Genomic DNA, 20,494 nt, shown 5'->3' on the forward strand with positions numbered 1-20,494 from the left:
GTCCAGCGAAGGCCACCTCGATCACCTGAACGAAGCACTCAAGGCCTGGGAAGCCGGCTCCAACACCGATGAACAGGGCAAGACGGCGAAAGAACAACCGGGACAACAACCGATCCTGATCGCCACCGCCCCGGCCGGCATCGCCCTGACCACCCCGAATGAGCTGGTGCTCAACGCCGGGCACAACCTGGACCTGGTCAGCCAGCGCGACACGCAGCAGACCACCGCACGGCGCTGGGTGCACAACGTCGGCAGCAAGCTCAGCCTGTTCGTGCAAGGCGTCGCCGACAAGGTGAACCTGAAGCTGATTGCCGCCAAGGGGCACGTCAACCTCCAAGCCCAGAGTGGCGATGTGGAGGTGGTGGGCGACAAGAATGTGCGGCTGTATGCCAACAAGCAGAAGCTCACCCTCGTCGCCGGCCAGGAACTGCTCGCCACCTGTGGCGGCGCCTATATCCGCCTGAAGGGCGGCGACATCGAAATCCACGCACCGGGCTCGGTGAGCTTCAAGGGGACGAATTTCGATTTCAGCGGGCCGGCAAGCCTTAACGTGCCGCTGCCCTCGTTCGGCGGCAAGGATGGCTTGGGTCAGGTCCAGCTGCATCACTGGTATGCCGATCGTGATGGTGTTGCGGGCGGCCGCTATGTGCTGACAGACCTACTAGGCAAGAAGCATGAGGGCGTACTCGACAAGGATGGCAAGGCTACCGTGACCGGGGTGCCTATTGGTGCCGTCCGCACCCAGTTTATGGAAGATCCGCGCGATCTGAAGACCAAGGCGGGCCAGTTCGCGCCCAAGGTCTGGCCAGAACAGGCGCCCCCTGCCAATCCGCAACAAACAGCCCACACCGCGCTGTCTCAATTGGCCAGTCTGGTTCCAGGCCTCGCAACTCAAAGTCTGACGGGGGGCAAGCCAGCCTTGCCTGATGCCGGCAGCGCCGCAAGCCTGTTGGGGCAGCTCGATTCGAGTGGCACGATCAGCAAGCTCAGTAGCGTTGTACAACAGGGGCAAGCTGCTTACTCCGCAGCGCAAAGCCTGAAGGCAGGCAACCCGGTAGCAGCCATGAGCAGCGCAGCCGGCTTGGCCGGTGTACAGCTGCCCAGCACAGCCAGCCTGCCAGATGGCGCGAAATCGTTGCTGCCCGCACAGCAAGCCGCAGCACAGGGCGCGGATTCGCTGCTGAAGAATGCACGCAGCAGCGCCCCTGGCACTCCCCCACTTGCAAAATCATTCAGCTGAGCAGACTCCAAAGCCAGCACCAACCGCTCACCTTGGGATGTACTGATTCATGGTCATGACTTACGGGGCGACTCGACCCGATGACACCACTTCATCAAGCAGCAGCTACACGGCCAATATGCAGGAATCCCAGCGGATCATGCGCCAGTACGCGGTTGTTCCGCTCAACGCGCAGCTGGCCAAGGATGTGCAAGCCAGCATCAATGGCTTTGACAAGTGGATTCGTGATCTAACCGGCGGCAAACTGACCCTGGCCGATCTGGAAACCGTGCTGTCAGCAGTCCCCGTTGTCGGCAACTTGATCGCGGCGGCAGATGTGATCACCGGCCTGTACGAAATCTCGCAAAAGCAGGATGAAGTCAGCCTGGTGGATTGGTTTGGCATAGGCATCGATACCATCGGTATCGTCCCCGTGCCTCCTGGCCTGGCGGCTACGCGTATCGCCTTCCGGCCCGTCGTTGGCGTAGTCAAGCAAGCGCTGGTACGCAATGCGGGTGACATCGGTGAAGCTGTGCTCAGCGTTGTCGTCAATCATCTGATGACCGACCTGAAGCTGGCGGATAAGGTCGAAGCCGCTGCCAGTGACTTTGCCAAACAGCTCAAGCCCGCGCTCGATGGCTGCGTGGACTTCCTCAGCAAACTGATCGATCAGTTCGCCGCCTTTCTCCAGCAACTGGCAAAAGGCGAACTCGGGAAGTACCGCGTTACTAAGTCGACCCGCTATCAAAAGGGACGCAATTTCCGCTCACCGGAGCAGGAAGAGAAAGGCTTTTTCTCGACGCTACTGAGCTTCCACGCCAGTGCGCAGATGGCAGCGATCAACAGCATCATCAAGCTCGCCTTGCCGGACAGGCTGCGCGACGAGTTACTCGGCATCGCGAACTATTTGCTCACGTCGATCAAGTCGCAGATCTCCTCACGGATTCTGGCGCTGGGCAACGCGGCTGCCAAAGGTAGCATTGCCTGGCTACTGAAAGAACTGGTCGCCCGGCTGACCAAACGCAAAGGCCAGCATCGTGCCAACGGCGCTGCGACCAGTAATCAAAGCGGTAAAGTGGAGTATCGCGTACCGAATGCGGCCACAGAAAAGCAGCGCAAGCTGCAGCCGGTACAGCGCAGCCCCAACGCCTGCAAAATCTGCCCTCACTCAAATACATCATCGGTGTCTGGCAAGACAAAAAGGTCGATCAACCTCGGCCTCGGCTTCGAATCGTTCAGCCACACCGATTTCATCCTGCCCGGCGTCATCCCCCTGATCTGGACGCGCACCTACAACTCCCGGCTGGCCAGCCAGGATCAAGGCTCGCTCGGCGCGCGCTGGCTCACGCCCTACCATACCCAATTCGCCATCCACGACGACAAGCTGGTTTACACCGATGCGCAAGGGCGGGAACTGGATTACCCATTGTTGGGGGTGGGCGAACACCATATCGACCGCAGCGAAGGGTTGACGATCAGCGCGCTCGATGAACGTCTGCTCTCGGTGACACGTGGGCACGAACTGCTCGAACTATACGAACGCCATGGCCAACGCTACGCGCTGGCGCTGCTGCGCGATCGCGCCGGCAACCAGATCGCGCTCGATTACGGCAGCAACGGCCACCTGAGCCGGCTGCGTAATGGCGATGGTCCCTGGGTACACATCGCCACCGATCAGGCCGGCCGTATCACCCAGCTCAGCCTCAGCGCTGACGGCCCGGAAGCGCCGGCCCGTATCCTCGCCCAGTATCGTTATGACGACCGCGGCGATCTGGTACATGCCGTCGACGAACATGGGCACGCCCGCGAATACCAGTACAGCCACCATCTGATCACCCGCTACGCTGATCGTACCGGGCGTGGCATGAGTCTGGAATGGAATGGCTCCGAGGCCACCTCGCGCGTGATCCGCGAGTACGCCGACGGCGGCAGCAGCGAATTGAAGCTGGAATACGTCGAGCACCTGCGCCTCACCGTGATCACCGATGGCCTGGGCGGCGAAACGTATTACTACATGGACGAATCAGGCTACCCCTACCGCACCGTGCATCCGGACGGCAAGGAAGAGTGGCTATTTCGCGACGACTACAAAAACCTCACCCTGCATGTGCATCCGGATGGCACTCAGGAATCGTTTGCGTACGACGAGCGCGACAACATGATCGAGCATGTGCGCGCCGATGCTTCCATCGTTCGCATGCAATACGACGACAAGGACCAACTGGTCGCCATCACCGATCCGCTGGGTCAGGTGTGGCAGCGCGAATACGATGCCGCCGGCAATATGGTGCGCGAAACCGACCCGCTCGGGCACAAGACCGAATACGCCTACTCGCCAAAGGGCCAGCCGCTGGCGATCAAGGATGCCAAGGGTGGCAGCAAGAAGCTGGCCTATACCCCTGCCGGGCAACTGGCCAGCTATACCGATTGCTCCGGCAAGACCAGCAGCTGGGCTTATGATGCCCGCGGCCAGTTGATCGGCGCCACAGATGCCGCCGGCAACATCACCGCTTACCAATACGGTGCGGATGGCCATCTGGCCCGCATCGTCCAGGCCGATGGCACCGCCATCACGCTGGAGCATGACGCCGAAGGGCGCCTGCTGGCCCACACCGATGCGCTGGCGCGCACCACCCGCTACAGCTGGGATCGCGCAGGGCGCCTCAGCAGCCGCATGGATGCCGCCGAGCAGCAACTGAGCTACGCCTACGACCCGCTCGACCGGCTGGTCACGCTGACCAACGAGAATCGCGACAGCTATCGCTTTGTCTACGACGCCGTCGGCCGCCTGCTGGAAGAAACCGACTTCAGCAATCAGCGCACGGTGTATGGCTACGACGCGGGCAATGGTCGCCTGACCACAGTGGACGAAGGCGGCACGCGCACCACACTGGCTTTCGATCCCGCTTACCGCTTGATCGGCCGCGATGCCGGCAAGAGCCGCGAGCGCTTCCTGTACGATCCGCTCGGCCGACTGGTGCAGGCCAAGAACCGCTACAGCACCGCCCGCTTTTGGTATGACGAAGTCGGCAACCTCGAACGCGAACAACAGCTATACAGCCTGTTTGGCCTGCAGCGCGACTACCAGTGGCAGCACGAATATGACGAGCTGGGCAATCGCATCGCCAGCGTACGCCCGGACGGCAATCGCGTCGATTGGCTCACCTACGGCAGCGGCCATGTGCACGGCATGCTGTGGAACGGCGAGGAAATCGCCAGCTTCGAGCGCGACGACCTGCACCGCGAAACCGCGCGTACGCTGGGTAATCGGCTCAGCGCCACCACCCAATACGATGCCCTTGGCCGAGTGCTGCAGCAGCAACTCACCGGCAGCACCCAGCTGCAACGCCGCTACCGCTACGATCCGGTTGGCCAGCTGCTCGGCATCAGCGATAGCCGCAGCGGTGAAACCAACTACCGCTACGACCCGGTCGGTCGCCTGCTCGCCGCAGTCAGCCCGCATGGCAGCGAAAGCTTCGCTTTCGACCCGGCCAGCAACCTGGTCGACAGCATCCGTAGCGACAACACCCTGCCCAGCAACCTGCCCAGGATCACCGGCAACCTGCTGCGCGATTACGCAGGCACCCACTTTGATTACGACGCGCGTGGCAACCTCATGCGCAAGACCCGCAGCGGTCAGACGCAAACCTTCGAGTGGGATGATTTCAACCGGCTCGTCGCAGCCAATAGCGAAGCCGGCAAGACCGAATACGCGTACGACACTTTCGGCCGCCGCATCGCCAAGAAAACCGCACAAGGCACCACACTGTTCCTGTGGGATGGCGATGTGCTCGCCAGCGAGCACGACGGCAACACCCAGCGCCATTACCTGTTTGAAGCCAACAGCTTCGTACCACTGGCGCAGATCGCACAGCAGGCCGGAGAGAAGCACAAGGCCTACTACCATGTCGATCACCTCGGCACGCCGCAGCTGTTGACCGACGATGCCGGCCAGATCGCCTGGAGTGCGGAATACAAAGCCTGGGGTGAGGCGAAAGCCGCAATCAGCGATGCCGCGAAAGCGGCCGGCATCGCCAACCCGATCCGCTTCCAGGGCCAGTATGCGGACGAGGAGACCGGACTACACTACAACCACCATCGCTATTACGATCCGGAAATTGGCCGGTTTGTGAGCAAGGATCCGATTGGTTTGCTGGGCGGGTTGAATACACATGCATACGCGCCCAACCCAGTGGAGTGGGTTGATGTATTTGGGCTTGCCCCCGGCAAGAAACGCCCACAAGGTGGGTGGAACTACAACAACATGCCTGATATTGAAGGCACGCAAAAGCACCACATAATTCCACAAGCAATTTATAGAGAAAATCACCCTGCCCTGCAAAAGGCTGGCATCGATGTTCACGACACAAAAAACATCATATATTTGCCCACCTGCAGAGGAGGGCACCCAACGCGAACAGTACACAATGGCAGTCACCCTGGTTATAGCAACACCATTCGCAACAGGCTGAATGAAATAGACGAATACGGCAAAGACCACGAATGGAGCAATGCACAATACAAGGAAGCCGTATCCCAGCTAATGGCACAAGAACGTGCATCACTGAGAAAAGGCACTACAATTCTAAATAAAAACTCCGTCCCTCCGTGCCCGAGGTAAATATGTTCTACGTACTTGATGTTAGCGACGACTACCCAGAGGACATCACTGTGATTTACGACAGAACACGCTCTCCACGAGTGAAATACTTCTACGAGGGCGATTCTAGACCACTTGCGGGGGAAACAGCTTTTTTTTCCGTCGAATCTGAAGGAGACCCCTTTGTTTTTGACTACCTCCCTGGGGGTCCTGGGTTATTTTCAATAAAATTCATCGACTGCGTAAAAGCCCTATGCGATGACATTGACATCATAAAATCAGAAATAAACCACAATGGAAAAATCATAAAAAGTCACTCAGCCATTCTAATAAAGAACTCTATAAGCTGCATTGACATGGAAAAATCAAATACTTACAAAATGTTGCCATCCGACCCTACAAGTCCAACAGTGATCTCCAATAGAGTTTTCAAAGACAGTGAACTTGACGGAGTCCACATCGCCAGAAGCTCAGAAGACCCATACGGAACCATAGTCATATCAAAAGAATTAATTGTCGCCATAAAAAAAACAAACCCGAAAGGAATTACATACAAGCCGAACGGAAAGTACGAATAGCGTCTACTTTTCGGAAAAACCTGCGTCAGAGAAGGGTCATCACAGAGAAGGGTCAGGTCTTGCCTTTTGCGTGTTAATCCACCCTCGTCGAAAAATCAATCCGCCGATGATTGTTGCAGGCAACCTGGATGGCCTCATGGCTTTAAGTCTCACTCAGGCGAATGCACAGAGAAGGGTCAGGTCTTGCCTTTTGCGTGTTAATCCACCCTCGTCTAAAAATCAATCCGCCGATGATTGTTGCAGGCAAACTGGATGGCCTCATGGCTTTAAGTCTCACTAAGGCGAATGCACAGAGAAGGGTCAGGTCTTGCCTTTTGCGTGTTAATCCACCCTCGTCTAAAAATCAATCCGCCGATGATTGTTGCAGGCAAACTGGATGGCCTCATGGCTTTAAGTCTCACTAAGGCGAATGCACAGAGAAGGGTCAGGTCTTGCCTTTTGCGTGTTAATCCACCCTCGTCTAAAAATCAATCCGCCGATGATTGTTGCAGGCAAACTGGATGGCCTCATGGCTTTAAGTCTCACTAAGGCGAATGAGGCAAAAGGCAAGACCTGACCCCGAAGCCACATGACCCCGAAGCCACACGTCGCCCACCTCAGCGCGCCGCAGCTATTGACCAACGATATTGGGTAAATCGCTTGGAGTGCAGAATACAAAGCCTAGAGTGAGGCAAGAGATGCACTCAGCGATGCCGCGAAAGCAGCAGCATTGCCAACCAGATCCGCTTCCAGGGCCAGTATGCGGACGAGGAAACAGGATTACACTACAACCGCCACCGCTATTACGATCCAGAAATTGGCCGGTTTGTGAGCAAGGATCCGATTGGCTTGCTGGGTGGATTGAACACCCACGAATTTGCTCCCAATCCTACCGAATGGGTTGACCCATTTGGGCTGGACCGTTTCCCTGGGTGGATGCCCACCAAACAAGGCTACCAACGCCAGCACATCATCCCATACTCCTTGAAAGATCACGCCATCTTCGATAAAGCAGGCATGGATATAAATGCCGCAGGAAATATGATGTACATGCCTGTATGCGAAGGGATTGACTCAAGCAAGAAAGGTTACCATCGAGGATGGACGGAAGAGCATGCTGCCTACAATCGCATGGTCGCAAGCAAGCTAGATGAAATGAACATCAAAGCGACCCGCGAAAGCTGGGATAAAGTTAGGACGCAGAAAGAAGTATCAGAACTTCAAAGCAAGCTTCGTGCAGATTTGAATTCTGGAAAATTAACTTGCGCCTCTCCCAAGATCCCGAACCGTACCAAGAGAAAATAAATGTTTTCAATGCAAAGCACCAACAAATCCGAACAATGTCTACTCGACATCAAAGACCACAACGGAGACATTCTCAAATATTTCGCTCTTGGGATTGAACTGGAAAAATTTAGAGGCGCAAAAACACTCAAATTAAGAGCTCAAAGTTTTTTCAACCCCAATAACATAAGAGATTTTGATTTTTTTCAGCCGACACTGCCATTCCCTGTTTTTTCCACAAAGGCCAAAGAAATCATCGCCCCAAAAACAGATGACATCGAATTCATTAGTTGCACAATAGCGGTTGAAGATACGACCATAGAGGCCTTTGCTGGCAGAATTTTAAACAGAAAGCCACTCTTCGAGAGAGTAGACGATTACTCAATAAAACTTCAAGACAAAGTCAAATTGAACGAAGAGGACCTAATTGTTAGAGATAGTAGCAATGAGCAATTTTACATCGTATCGGAAAAATTTCGAGATCTATGCTTAGCTGAAAACCTAAGAATAAGCTTCATCGAATTTTCGATGTTTAAATAATTCAATCACCACAAACCCCAGCCGCATAAATCAGGATCGGATCTTGTCTTCGGCAACACAGCTGGACTATTGGCTTCGCGGCTCAGCTGGATTCCAAAGAAAAAGAACAAAGCAAGTCCTGATCCCTATTTTTATCTAACCCGCAAGACCCCCCAATGGCGTCACCCAGCAATTCAGTTGGGATGGTTGCAATCGACTGATCGCTGCGGAAACAGCGATCGGCAAGACCGAATACGCGTACTCCCAGTAGGAAGTCCCCTTGGGGGACGACACCTTCGGGCGCCGCCGATTTCCGCCCTGCAAACAAAGCGGCCTTTGGCAATCAAAACAGTTACGGCTCCGCCAGCAAAATCATGACGCATGAAAAAGAATACACATGGCATCATTCACAACATGACGGAAAGTTGCAGTTAATACCGAAAGACATTCACGATGCGGTAAAACACACTGGCGGAGCCGCCGTATGCGGCACACGGAGGCAGTATGGCTGATCTATTTTTTAAGAAATTAGGCGTTTCCAAGGCCGACCTAGAGGATCAAACACTATCCGGAAAGAAAAGCAAAGGCAAGCTAGATCGCACGCTAGTTGCAATGTATGAAACTCCAAATCCAAGCGATGCAGACATTGCAAATCTTGAGGCCATCACGGGCACACTTCCAGCTGACTACAGCGCTTTTTTAAAAAATAACAATGGCGGAATTCCAAATCTACCTATACTTAAAACAAAAACCAACGAAAGAGTCATTAACTCATTTCTCGCACTCAATGCCCCAAAGGAGTTTTACGACTCCATCTTTCACACACTAAAAATATACGGGCTTAGAATTCCAAAAGATACGCTACCAATTGCCTCAACCGGCTCTGGCGATTTACTTTTACTAAGCGTTGACTCACAAAAACCAGGCGAGATTTTTTACTGGGATCACAATTTCGAGTCAGACGAAGACGATGCTCGCGACTACGTTGATAACATCGAACTTGTCGCCCCATCCTTTTCCGCTCTCCTAACAAAACTGTTACCAGACTTATAACACCAACGCTGCTCCACAACTTAAAACCCGGGGCAAGACGGCCAAGGACCAACCGGGGCAGCGCCCCACTGGAAGTCCTGTTGTGGGTCGCTACCTTCGGCCCCCACATCGCCCCCAAAAAAAACCGCCCAAGGCACCACGCTGTTCCTGTGGGATGGCGATGTGCTCGCCAGCGAGCACGACGGCAAAACCCAGCGCCATTACCTGTTTGAAGCCAACAGCTTCGTGCCCCTGGCGCAGATCGCACAGCAGGCAGAGAGGAACACCAGGCCTACTACCATTTGGACCACCTCGGCACGCCACAGCTATTGACCGACGACGCCGGCCAGATTGCCTGGAGCGCGGAATACAAAGCCTGGGGCGAAGCGAGAGCAGCAATCAGCGATGCGGCCAAGACAGCCGACATTGCCAACCCGATCCGCTTCCAGGGCCAGTATGCGGACGAGGAAACGGGCTTGCACTACAACCGGCATCGCCACTACGACCCGGAAATTGGTCGGTTTGTGTCGAAGGATCCGATCAAATTGGCGGGTGGACTGAACGTATTTGCCTATGGATCAAACCCTGTGGAGTGGATTGACCCCTTAGGCCTTGTTGGTTTGCGGGCAACAGATCCAGCAGCAGGGTCGCTCACACCGATACAAACACGATGCTGGTATCTCCGTGAAGAAGCACGAATCGACAGTCAGCTTTGCCAGTGTGCCAAATCCAAGGACCGTGCACGACTTGCTCATAAATTGCGGAATCAAGCCCGAATCCGCGCTCGGCTCCTAATAAATGACCCAAAGGGTAGAGTTGGCTTATACATTGGTGGCGAAGCGTCCGCGACTGGAAAGGCTGAGCCGATGTTGAAGTGGAAAGAAGCAGTGGCTAAGGCTCGCGCAAAAGGAGCCAGTGGCGACGATGTGTACAAAAGCATCGAAAACTCCTCTCAAAGCTCACGAGGATCGATTAACAAGATGCTGGAGGGCGTTGATTGCGAGAAAGAACTACGAGGGATTCCATGAAGCTAGAAGAGCTCACTTATGAACAACTCCGCAGTTTGGTTGATGCAGCTACCTCACAGCATATCTTTGAAGTTTTCGATGAAGTGTTTCTTGCTGAAGCGAATGTGTTCATTTGCAAGCGTCGTGGTAAACGGTTCAATCTCAAGTACGACATTGATTACGGTTTAAGCTTGGAACCGGTTGATCGGCACACAGCAGATGAGCTGACGGAACTTACCGCGGTTCTTACGGGTATGCTTCCCCCTTAAGCGGTGTCACGCCACGCGAAGAAGGGGGCGGATACCGTCTTGCAAATTCAGACCCGGCATGGCCTTTTGTGCGTTGAATGGCATGCCTGAGCGGATCACCCCGAAGTCCAGATGGGCTTTGTTGCACAACGCCCCACGCCAGAGCCCTGCCGGTAGCTTCTGCGCATGGATCGGCCTTGGGGCCTTGCCTTTTGCCCGCATGGCAACCTCACCCGCAAAACCCAAAACGGCCTCACCCAGCACTTCAGTTGGGATGGCACCAATCGCCTGACCTGGGCGGAAACCGAAGCCGGCAAGACCGAGTACGCGTACGCCCTGTAGGAAGTCCCCTGGCTGACTGCACCTTCGGCCGCCGCATCACCCAGAAAACCGCCAAGGCACCATGCAGCTCCTGTGGGATGGCGATGCGCTCGCCAGCGAGCACCACGGCGGCATCCAGCCCGCATTCCATGTTCGAAGCAGCAAGTGGCTTCGTGCCACTGCCGCAGGTCGCGCAACAAGCGGATGGGGTACGCATGGCCGACTACCACAGCGACCATCTCGGCACCTCGCAACTGCCGACCAATGACGCCGGCCAGATCGCTTCCCTCTTATCTCCCCCGCCGTTCAAGCTGGCAAACCGGCATAGCTGGCGGCATTTTGCGCGTTTGGCTTGCACACCAGTTCGCACAACAGCCATGATGACCCCATGAAACCCCACACTTAAACTTACGCCGAGCATGCATAACGCGATCCAACCCCAGCTCTATGGCAACCCGCTCACGCGCTACGCTCCCTTGCTTGCCCACGATGCGTTCCAGACTGGTCGACCCAGCCTGCTGCTGACCACGCTCTGGCTGATCAGCTGTGGTATCAGCGTGATATTGGGGGTCATGGTGGTCGCGCAACACTGGTCCGGAGTCGCCTTCGCGTTCGGTGGCATCGAAATCTATGTGTCGTTTTATCCCCCGCTGACGCTGTGCCTGCTCTGGACGCTGTGGTTCGGTTTCTGGTGGGGGGCGATCCCGGCCTACCTCGCCACGTTCTGTTTGTCGCTCTATTCGGGCATGCCCGTCGAATGGGCCGCGCTCTTCGCGCTGGCCAATCCGGCCGGTTCCGCGCTCTTTGTGATCGCCTATCGCGCGTTGCCGCTGTCGCTGGATCTACGTACGCCAGATGGCGCGCTGTTCTTCCTGGTGCTGGCGTTCTGCAGCGCCGTGTTCAGCGCCAGCGCCTCCTTTATCTGGACCCACACCAACGCACTGGGCATACAAGCGGCATTTGCCATCTGGCAAGGCTGGTGGGTAGGCAACTTCCTTCAGACGCTGCTCGTCACTGCCCCATTGCTGGCGCTGTCCACGCCGGCCGTGATGCGCTGGCGCCATGGTCGCTTCGTCGATCGCCGTGACGATACGCATGACAACAAGGGCTGGATACTGCTGGCCGCCAGCATGCTGGTCGTGGGGGTTTATCTGTTCTTGTTCGCCTCGTTCACGCTGAGCCGGCACGCCGCTGCCGCGCTGACCGATGACGCGAGAACGCCGGTACATGAGGCGATGCAGCTCTTGGAAGCATCGACCTCGGCGGTGTACTTGGTGCTGGCGGTCCTGTTCTTCGCCATGGCCTTTCTCGGCTATCGCTTCGTGCTGAGCTGGATGCATTCGCTACGCAGCGCCGCGCACGCGGCCCAGACAGTCAACCAGGCCAAGTCCGAATTCCTGGCCCGGATGAGCCACGAAATCCGCACACCGATGAACGCCATCCTCGGCATGAGCACGCTGGCGCTGTCCACCGGGCTCGATCGCAAGCAGCGTGATTACGTCGAGAAGATTCGCTACTCGGCCGAAACCCTGCTCACCGTCCTCAACGATGTACTCGATTTCTCCAAGCTGGAAGCGGGCAAGCTGCAGCTGGAACACACGGTGTTCGCGCTCGACGAGGTGCTGGGCAATGTGGTCGACGTGGCCGCGCTCAAGGCCGACGAAAAACACATCGAGCTGGTGCTGGATGTGGCACCGGACGTGCCCGCCCGGCTTTACGGCGATCCGCTGCGACTCAATCAGGTGCTGCTCAACCTGGTGAACAACGCGGTCAAATTCACCGACCGCGGCGAGGTGGTGGTGCTGGTCAACGTGGTCGACACGGCCGAGCAGGCGGTCGAACTGCGCTTTGCCGTCGCCGATTCGGGCATAGGCGTCAGCGCGGATCAACAGAGCAGGCTGTTCGATGCCTTTATGCAGGCCAACGAATCGATCACCCGCCGTTATGGCGGCACTGGGTTGGGGCTGGCAATCTGCCGCCAGTTGCTCGAGGCCATGGGGGGGCGCATGCACTTGGAAAGCATTCCGGGCGCAGGCAGCTGCTTCAGCTTTTCGGTCTGGCTGGATGTGGTCGAAAACACCAAGCCACAGGGCATAGAACACCTGCTCGACGAGCGCCGCGTGCTGGTGGTCGACGACAATGCGATGGCACGCGCCACGCTCAAGAGCCTGCTCGAACGCTCGGGCGCCCTGGTCACGCAGGTGGGAAGTGCCAATGCCGCACTCGAATCGATGGAACAGGCCAGCGCGGACGGCCATCCCTACAGCCTGGTGATTTCCGACTGGCAGATGCCGGACCAGGATGGCTATTGGCTGCTCTCGCGCATCCGCTATCACGCAAGGCTCGCGCGCACCCCGGTGTTGTTGGCGGTGCCGACCTACCATCGTGACGCCGCCACCCGGAACCGCCCGCCAGTGGCGCCAGATGGTTATCTGGTCAAGCCGGTACTCGCGCCCAGATTGGCCGAAGCCCTGGCCGAACTCGAAGGCAACGCCATGCCGCACTCCCCGCTGGGCGATGTACTGACCGCCCAGCGCCAGGTTCAACAGGTGCTGCGCGGCGCCCAGGTCCTGCTGGTGGAGGACAACGAAATCAACCGCCAGATCGCTGCCGAACTGCTCGATGCCGTCGGCGTCAACATCGACATCGCCGAGACGGGCCGGCAGGCGGTCAACATGGTCAAGCACCGTTGCTACCATGCGGTGCTGATGGACATCCAGTTGCCCGAGCTCGACGGCCTGACTGCCACGCAGCAGATCCGCGAGGATCCGAACCGGGCAAACCTGCCCATCATCGCGATGACTGCGCACGCGCTGTCAGGTGACCGGGAACGGAGCCGAGCCGCCGGCATGAACGACCACATCGCCAAGCCGTTTCGCCCCGACACGCTCTACGGCACGCTGGCGCGCTGGATCGCCCCCCAGCGCGAACCAAGCGAGACGGGTGTCGCCGTCGCCGAGCGGGACGAGCCGCCACTGCCTATCCTGCCCGGCATCAACCTCGCGGTCGGCCAGGCGCAGGCGGAGCTGCATCGGGAACGCTATCTGGCCGTGCTGCGCCATTTGATGCAGCACTACACCGACGAAGTCGTCACGCTGCAGCATGCGCGCTCCGATAACCAGCACGAGCTGATTCAGCGCCACGCCCATTCGCTCAAGGCGATCGGGCCACAGATCGGTGCGCCCAAGCTCACGGCGGCCGCGGCGGCGCTGGAACACGCCATCGAACAAGGCGACGACTACAACTCGCCCCTCGCTGCGCTGTGCGACGCACTGACCGAGGTGTTGCAATCGCTGAATCGCTATTTCTCGACGCACACTGCGCCTCCCCCCGCACCCACGTGATCGCCTGCCCGCGCCGGCCCCCAAGGAGAAAGCAACGATGCAACGGTTACTCGCCCCGCTCGCGGCGCTGGTACTGGCCGCGTGCGCCACGCAACCGCCCCCCTCGCTAGTCACCGTGCCGCTGGGCACGCCCGCGCAAGCGGCAGCGCTGTTTTCTTATCCCAATTGCCTGAATCAGTGCCCCAGCCCGGCGCCGACGCTGGAAGACACCATCAAGCACTGGCTGACGATGAGCATGCTGCGCGACGGCTATGGCAAGGGCACGCTGGGCGTGCTGACCCAGGATGGCCAGGTCTACGCCCAGCTCACCGGCGTTCCTGCCGACTACGGCCACGTGATCAACGGCCTGCTCGCCAGCGGTGCCGCGGGCTATACCGATGCCCAGCGCATCGTGAATGCGGGCAAATGGCAGAGCGACTGGCATTTCTTCCTGCCACTGGGCTTTGCCATGCAGCGTAATCCCTCGGTGCAGCTGCTGCATTTCCCGCCCGATACCGTGATGACGCAGACGCAGGATTACCTGCAGGCCGCGACCACCCGCCGTTGGGCCAGCCTCTTGGTCACCAACGGCGTACCGCAGGGCACTACCGACCCCTACCAGACCATCGTCGACATCGCACCGATCGCCGCCCCGGCCAGTGCCGGCGCCTCACTCGAAGGCGTATATGACGACTTCAGCGACTACACGGTCTCGCTGCTGGCGCAATGGACCGCCGGCGCGGACAACGGCACCAAGCCGACCGTGGCGTTCGGCACGCCGGCGCGCACGTGGCTGGCCGAGTACTTCAAGCTTCCACCCATCGACGTGCTCACCGTTACCCGCTTCCAGCCGGTAGCGGGCCGCACGGTGCCAGTGATCGGCGCCAATCATCCCAGTTACATCTGGTACGCCTCCGACCCCAAGCAATACGGCGGCAATATGCAGAAGGCCGACGCAGCCGGCATCATGGTGATGGGCCAGGATCTAACGGCATCGTGCTGGCAGGTGACGATGGCTGGCGCGCCGGCCGACGACCCGAATAGCGCGCTGACCCAATGCCAGAACAAGTGGCCGGCGAACAGCGCACCGGTATGTGTATTGTTCTACGAAACCATCCGCAACCTCAGCCCCGAAGGGGCCAAGGCCAAGTGTACGGGCTGAACAGCCGAGCCGCGGATTTCGGGAATCAGCCTGCACTGGCCCTCGCCGCTGCGCGCCAAGAATGGCCCCGACCAAACCGGCCCAAAACGCTGTTAATTCCCTTGCAATATCGTCCTGGCGGCGGGAATACTGCGTCGTTATAACGGCTAGCGCTAATATTCTCCGTCCTGGCGATCAGCCATACTGCTAGCCAACCAAGACCCACAAGGTTGCGTTCGTGATCGCATTCCAGAACATCCACAAGGCCTATCGCGTGGCCGGCGTGGACATCCCCGCGCTGGCCGGCATCAACCTGGAGATCGCCGCCGGCGAGATCTTCGGCATCATCGGCCATTCTGGCGCTGGCAAATCCACGCTAGTGCGCCTCATCAATCTGCTGGAGCGCCCCAGCAGTGGCGAGGTTCGGGTCGATGGCATCGACATCACCGCGCTGGCCCAAGCCCCGTTGCGCGAAGTGCGTCGCGACATCGGCATGATCTTCCAGCATTTCAACCTGCTCTCGAGCAAGACCGTTGCCGACAATGTCGCGTTTCCGCTGAAGCTTGCCGGCACGCGCGATGCGGCCACGATCAAGGCGCGCGTCGCCGAGCTGCTGGCGCGTGTGGGATTGACCGAGCACGCCGACAAATATCCGGCACAGCTCTCTGGCGGGCAGAAACAGCGCGTCGGCATCGCCCGCGCGTTGGCGACCAGCCCCAAGATCCTGCTGTGCGACGAGGCCACCAGCGCGCTCGATCCGCAGACCACACGCTCGGTGCTGCGCCTCTTGGCCGAAATCAACCGCGAACTGGGGCTGACCATCGTCATCATTACCCACGAAATGGACGTGGTGCGCACGGTCTGCGATCGCGTCGCGGTGCTCGACGCCGGCCAGGTAGTCGAGGTCGGGCCGGTATCCGAGGTATTCCTGCACCCGCAGCACCCGACCACGCGCCGCTTCGTGCTCGAAGCCGAGCATGTGGACGAGACCGAACAGGTGGACGACTACGCCCACGTGCCCGGTCGCGTCGTTCGGCTCACCTTCACCGGCGAGGCCACCTACGAGCCGGTTCTGGGCGCCGTCGCACGCGAGACCGGCGTCGATTTCAGCATCCTCGCAGGCCGTATCGATCGCATCAAGGATGTGCCCTATGGCCAGCTCACCGTCGCGTTCACCGGCGGCGACATCGATGCCGCGCTGGCCCAGCTTGCCGCGCGCGAGCTGACTGTCGAGGAGGTGCGCGCATGAACGATCTGTTCACCCTGATCGACTGGGCGGAAATCTGGCTCGCCACGCTCGATACGCTGACCATGCTGGCCGGCTCGCTGCTGTTCACCGTGCTGCTCGGCCTGCCGCTGGGCGTGATCCTGTTCCTCACCAGCAAGCGCCAGCTGCTGGCACAGCCGACCATCTACGCGCTGCTTTCCTTCGTGACCAATGTGCTGCGCTCGGTGCCCTTCGTCATCCTCTTGATCGTGATGATTCCGATCACCGTGCTGATTACCGGCACCTCGCTCGGCGTCGCCGGCGCCATACCGCCGTTGGTGGTCGGCGCCACGCCGTTCTTCGCCCGCTTGGTGGAGACGGCATTGCGCGAGGTCGACCGCGGCATCATCGAGGCAACCCAGGCCATGGGCGCGACCACCACCCAGATCGTGCTGCGCGCGCTCTTGCCCGAGGCACTGCCCGGCATACTCGCCGGCGGTACCGTTACCGCGATCACGCTGGTGTCGTATGCCGCCATGAGCGGCGTGATCGGCGGCGGCGGCCTGGGCGATCTGGCCATCCGCTTCGGCTACCAGCGCTTCCAGACCGACGTGATGGTGATCACCGTGGTGCTGTTGCTGATCCTGGTGCAGATCCTGCAAATGGTCGGCGACCGCCTGGTCATCCATTTCAGCCGAAAATAAGCGTATATCGATATAAAAAACACATCTTTTATAGCCGCTCCGCATTCATGTAGTTTTACTACGTCGGCCGCACCATCCCGTGCGACGCACACCTTGCCGCTACCCGTGGCGCCTATGCCCTCAAGAAGGAACATCATGAAAAAGCTGCTCGCCCTCGTTCTCGCCACCGCCGCCTTTACCGCGCATGCCGCCGACAAGATCACCGTCGCCGCCACCGCCGTGCCGCACGCCGAGATCCTTGAGTTCGTGAAGCCCCTGCTCGCCAAGCAAGGGGTCGAGCTGGAGGTGAAGGTCTTCACCGACTACGTGCAGCCCAATGTGCAGGTGGCTGAGAAGCGCCTCGATGCCAATTTCTTCCAGCACCAGCCTTATCTGGATGAATTCAACAAGGGCAAGGGCACCAACCTCGTGAGCGTGGCCGGTGTGCATGTCGAGCCGTTCGGCGCGTATTCCACCAAGGTGAAGAAGCTCGCCGATCTGAAGGAAGGCGCCACCGTCGCCATCCCGAACGATCCCACCAACGGCGGGCGCGCGTTACTGCTGCTCGATCGCGCCGGCGTGCTCAAGCTCAAGGACAACAAGAACATCCTGGCCACCAGCCGCGACATCACGCAGAACCCGAAGAAGCTGAAGGTGCGCGAACTGGAAGCCGCCACGCTGCCGCGCGTGCTGAACCAGGTGGATCTGGCGCTGATCAACACCAACTACGCGCTGGAAGCCAAGCTGAACCCGGCCAAGGACGCGCTCGCCATCGAAGGCAAGCAATCGCCCTACGTAAACATCCTGGTTGCCCGCCCCGACAACAAGGACAGTGCACCGATCAAGAAGCTCGCCGCCGCGCTCACCAGCAAGGAAGTGAAGCAGTTCATCGAGCAGAAGTACAAGGGCGCCGTGGTACCGGCGTTCTAAGCCAGTATCTGTGCAAGCAAGAGCCCGGCAGCGCCGGGCTTTTTGCTGTTGTCGACCGGTATCACCGCTGCTGGCATAGCCTGCGCATCCCACTGTAAGCATGGCGGCATGCAAGAGCACGGCGCTTCGCCTGCGCTGGCAGCGCGCGACGGCGCCCGCTAAGATCGCGACGTTCCCACCCAATCCCGCTTGCCGTGCGCCAAACCGGACGACTCACCCACTGGAAAGACGACAAGGGCTATGGCTTCATCACGCCAACACGCTCTAACGACCAGGTGTTCGCCCATATCCATGACTTCCGCCGTGGCCAACCGCGCCCGAGCGAGCTGATGCGGGTCAACTACACAACGGGGCTGGACGCGCAGAACCGGCCCCGCGCCGTCGATATCGAACTGGTGAGTGGCCGGCCGGATCGTTCCGTTGCATGGCGCGTGGCGCCGGGCCTGATCGCATTGCAGCTGCAGACACTGGCCGCGCGCCATCTGCACTTGCCAGGCTGGCTGCCGATCTACCTGTTTGCCATCAGCGCGCTGACCTTGCTTTGCTACTGGCGGGACAAAGGCGCTGCCGAGCGTGGGCAACGGCGTATCTCCGAGGCGACACTGCACGCCTGCGAGCTGTTCGGCGGCTGGCCTGGGGCGTTGTTGGCGCAACGGCTGTTCCGGCACAAGAGCCGCAAGCGCAGCTACCAACTGGTGTTCTGGTCCATCGTGCTGCTGCACCTGGCTGGATGGGGCTGGCTGCTCTGCCATCCTGTCGCGTTCAACCCAATCTGGAACTGATCGATGACTACACAACGTCCCCTGCTGATGGTCCTGGGCATGCTGGTCCTGGTAGCGCTGGTTGCATCGGGCATCTCGCCTTATGACCGGCCAACCTGGTGGCTGGAAGTCGCACCCGTGTTGGCGGCGGTACCCATTCTTGTCGCAAGCCGCCAGCGCTTTCCACTGACCAGCCTGTTGTACGTGCTGATCGCCGCGCACGCGCTGATCCTGATCTACGGCGGGGCGTACACCTATGCGCGCGTGCCGCTGGGCTTCTGGCTGGAACAGGGATTCGGCCTCGATCGCAATCCCTACGACAAGATCGGCCACTTTGCCCAGGGTTTCGTTCCGGTGCTGGTCGCGCGCGAAATTCTGCTGCGGGGCGGCTACGTGACCCACCGCGCCATGGCCAACTTCCTCGCCGGCAGCGTCACGCTGGCCATCTCGGCGCTCTACGAGCTGATCGAATGGCAGGCCGCGGTGATCATGGGCCAGGGCGCCGACGAATTCCTCGGCACCCAGGGCTACGAGTGGGACACCCAGGCCGACATGGGCTTTGCCCTGATCGGTGCGATCGTGGCGCTACTGTTACTCGCACGCTGGCACGACAGGCTGATGGCACGCATGCCCGTCCGTGCCTCGCCACGGTCCGCCTGATGGCATCGCATCCCTCGCCACAGCCGATCCTGATGCGGCGTATTGCCCGCGCGATTTCCATCGTCGGTCATCCGCTGCTCACCCTGCCCGCTGCCGTTTGTTTCGGCGCCGCGCCGCCTGGTTTGCTGCATTACGCAGCGGCTTCACTGCTCCTGATGGTGCTGCTGACCGTGCTGTTCATCGCCTGGCATGTACGGCGCGGTGACTGGGACAATGTTGACGCCAGCCGGCCGCACGAGCGCGCACGCTGGAATGCCTTCCTCGCAATCTTGCTGCTCGGCGCCAGTGCCGGGTTCGCGGTCGATCCGGCAACGCGCGGCCTGGCGCTGGGTTTCAGTTGTGCTCTGTTGCCGGTATTGCTGGGAATGCTGTTGTCGGACCGGCTCAAGCTGTCACAGCACGTGGCCTACGCCACCTTCACGGCGCTGCTGCTTGCTGGCTCGGGCCTGGTGTTCACGCTGGCCGCTCTGCTGGCTGTCGGGCCACTGGCGTGGTCACGCGTCGTGCTGGAAAAGCACACGCCGCTGGAAACCGCAGCGGGCATGGCCAGCGGGATGCTGGCGGGAGGAGTGTTCTGGCTGGGGATTAACGGGCTACGCTGAACTACTCCGGCCGGTCGATCGCGTGTTCGACCAGCGTTTCCAGCGACACATGCTCCAGGATGGATTCGTGTGTCGCGCCGAGCAGTAGCGGCGGTGCGTGGCCCTCGATCAGCGCTTCGATCCAGCGGCCGGCGCACACGCACCACTGATCGCCGGGCTTGAGGCCCGGAAAACCCCATTCCGGGCGGGGCGTGGACAGATCATTGCCATGGGTCTTGGAAAAAGCGAGGAATTCGGCCGTCATCTGCACGCACACCGTGTGCTGGCCGATATCGCCGGCACACTCGGCGCAATAACCGTCGCGCTCGAAACCGGTGACCGGGTCGCTGCTGCAGGGAAACAGTGGCAGGCCCAGTACCGACAGCTGGGTTTCGTCGTCCATGGTCCTATCTCCTGTGCT

19 protein-coding genes and 2 pseudogenes are annotated in these 20,494 nt (G+C 59.4%); 20 read left to right on the forward strand and 1 reads right to left on the reverse strand.

The window, feature by feature from the left end:
* The 20 genes and pseudogenes from NLI84_RS13955 to NLI84_RS14040 form a co-directional block, all read left to right on the forward strand.
* On the forward strand, positions 1-1,240 hold a 1,240-nt coding region (locus NLI84_RS13955; protein ID WP_255991104.1), incomplete at its 5' end, for a DUF2345 domain-containing protein.
* Positions 1,241-1,289: 49 nt separating this feature from the next.
* Positions 1,290-5,840 carry an RHS repeat-associated core domain-containing protein gene (locus tag NLI84_RS13960; protein ID WP_255991105.1) on the forward strand — a complete coding sequence of 1,517 codons (4,551 nt, stop codon included), beginning with the start codon at positions 1,290-1,292 and terminating at the stop codon, positions 5,838-5,840.
* A 2-nt stretch (positions 5,841-5,842) separates the two neighbouring features.
* Positions 5,843-6,397: a hypothetical protein gene (locus tag NLI84_RS13965; protein WP_255991106.1), complete on the forward strand. Its 555-nt coding sequence runs from the start codon at positions 5,843-5,845 to the stop codon at positions 6,395-6,397.
* 708 nt (positions 6,398-7,105) lie between these two features.
* On the forward strand, positions 7,106-7,681 hold the full coding sequence (locus tag NLI84_RS19165; protein WP_255991191.1) for an RHS repeat-associated core domain-containing protein: 576 nt from the start codon (positions 7,106-7,108) through the stop codon (positions 7,679-7,681).
* 9 nt (positions 7,682-7,690) lie between these two features.
* Positions 7,691-8,200 carry a hypothetical protein gene (locus tag NLI84_RS13975; protein WP_255991108.1) on the forward strand — a complete coding sequence of 170 codons (510 nt, stop codon included), beginning with the start codon at positions 7,691-7,693 and terminating at the stop codon, positions 8,198-8,200.
* A gap of 203 nt (positions 8,201-8,403) precedes the next feature.
* Complete coding sequence (locus NLI84_RS19260) at positions 8,404-8,691, forward strand: HNH endonuclease (protein ID WP_373316965.1); 288 nt, start codon at positions 8,404-8,406, stop codon at positions 8,689-8,691.
* Positions 8,684-9,232 carry an SMI1/KNR4 family protein gene (locus tag NLI84_RS13980; RefSeq protein WP_255991109.1) on the forward strand — a complete coding sequence of 183 codons (549 nt, stop codon included), beginning with the start codon at positions 8,684-8,686 and terminating at the stop codon, positions 9,230-9,232. Before NLI84_RS19260 ends, NLI84_RS13980 begins: the two co-directional genes overlap by 8 nt.
* Before the next feature lie 278 nt (positions 9,233-9,510).
* Positions 9,511-10,239, forward strand: a pseudogene (locus tag NLI84_RS13985) (RHS repeat domain-containing protein); the annotation flags it as partial.
* On the forward strand, positions 10,236-10,487 hold the full coding sequence (locus NLI84_RS13990; protein ID WP_255991111.1) for a hypothetical protein: 252 nt from the start codon (positions 10,236-10,238) through the stop codon (positions 10,485-10,487). The pseudogene NLI84_RS13985 and the gene NLI84_RS13990, both read left to right, overlap by 4 nt.
* A gap of 165 nt (positions 10,488-10,652) precedes the next feature.
* Complete coding sequence (locus NLI84_RS13995) at positions 10,653-10,808, forward strand: hypothetical protein (RefSeq protein WP_255991112.1); 156 nt, start codon at positions 10,653-10,655, stop codon at positions 10,806-10,808.
* A gap of 77 nt (positions 10,809-10,885) precedes the next feature.
* On the forward strand, positions 10,886-11,179 hold the full coding sequence (locus tag NLI84_RS14000; protein ID WP_255991113.1) for a hypothetical protein: 294 nt from the start codon (positions 10,886-10,888) through the stop codon (positions 11,177-11,179).
* Positions 11,180-11,206: 27 nt separating this feature from the next.
* A complete protein-coding gene (locus tag NLI84_RS14005; RefSeq protein ID WP_255991114.1) occupies positions 11,207-14,131 on the forward strand; it encodes a response regulator in 2,925 nt (974 codons plus the stop codon).
* Between the two features lie 37 nt (positions 14,132-14,168).
* Entirely contained in the window at positions 14,169-15,272 is a 1,104-nt protein-coding gene (locus NLI84_RS14010; RefSeq protein ID WP_255991115.1) for a hypothetical protein, read from the forward strand.
* Between the two features lie 217 nt (positions 15,273-15,489).
* Positions 15,490-16,224, forward strand: a pseudogene (locus NLI84_RS19265) (methionine ABC transporter ATP-binding protein); the annotation flags it as partial.
* Between the two features lie 42 nt (positions 16,225-16,266).
* Positions 16,267-16,500 carry an NIL domain-containing protein gene (locus NLI84_RS19300; protein WP_308445829.1) on the forward strand — a complete coding sequence of 78 codons (234 nt, stop codon included), beginning with the start codon at positions 16,267-16,269 and terminating at the stop codon, positions 16,498-16,500.
* On the forward strand, positions 16,497-17,162 hold the full coding sequence (locus NLI84_RS14020) for a methionine ABC transporter permease (protein WP_255991117.1): 666 nt from the start codon (positions 16,497-16,499) through the stop codon (positions 17,160-17,162). The genes NLI84_RS19300 and NLI84_RS14020 overlap by 4 nt, the downstream gene beginning before the upstream one ends.
* A gap of 135 nt (positions 17,163-17,297) precedes the next feature.
* Positions 17,298-18,071 (forward strand): MetQ/NlpA family ABC transporter substrate-binding protein, encoded by a 774-nt coding sequence (locus NLI84_RS14025; protein ID WP_255991118.1) that lies wholly within the window; start codon positions 17,298-17,300, stop codon positions 18,069-18,071.
* 194 nt (positions 18,072-18,265) lie between these two features.
* Positions 18,266-18,853, forward strand: a complete 588-nt coding sequence (locus NLI84_RS19170) for a DUF1294 domain-containing protein (RefSeq protein ID WP_255991119.1) — start codon at positions 18,266-18,268, stop codon at positions 18,851-18,853.
* A 3-nt stretch (positions 18,854-18,856) separates the two neighbouring features.
* Positions 18,857-19,492, forward strand: a complete 636-nt coding sequence (locus tag NLI84_RS14035; protein ID WP_255991120.1) for a DUF2238 domain-containing protein — start codon at positions 18,857-18,859, stop codon at positions 19,490-19,492.
* A complete protein-coding gene (locus NLI84_RS14040) occupies positions 19,492-20,094 on the forward strand; it encodes a hypothetical protein (RefSeq protein WP_255991121.1) in 603 nt (200 codons plus the stop codon). The genes NLI84_RS14035 and NLI84_RS14040 overlap by 1 nt, the downstream gene beginning before the upstream one ends.
* A gap of 1 nt (position 20,095) precedes the next feature.
* Here the strand turns inward: NLI84_RS14040 and NLI84_RS14045 are convergent, their stop codons facing one another.
* A complete protein-coding gene (locus NLI84_RS14045; protein WP_255991122.1) occupies positions 20,096-20,476 on the reverse strand; it encodes a DUF2237 family protein in 381 nt (126 codons plus the stop codon).
* Positions 20,477-20,494 lie beyond the last annotated feature (18 nt).

This window comes from Chitinolyticbacter albus, assembly GCF_024437655.1.
Taxonomy (GTDB): domain Bacteria; phylum Pseudomonadota; class Gammaproteobacteria; order Burkholderiales; family Chitinibacteraceae; genus Chitinolyticbacter; species Chitinolyticbacter albus.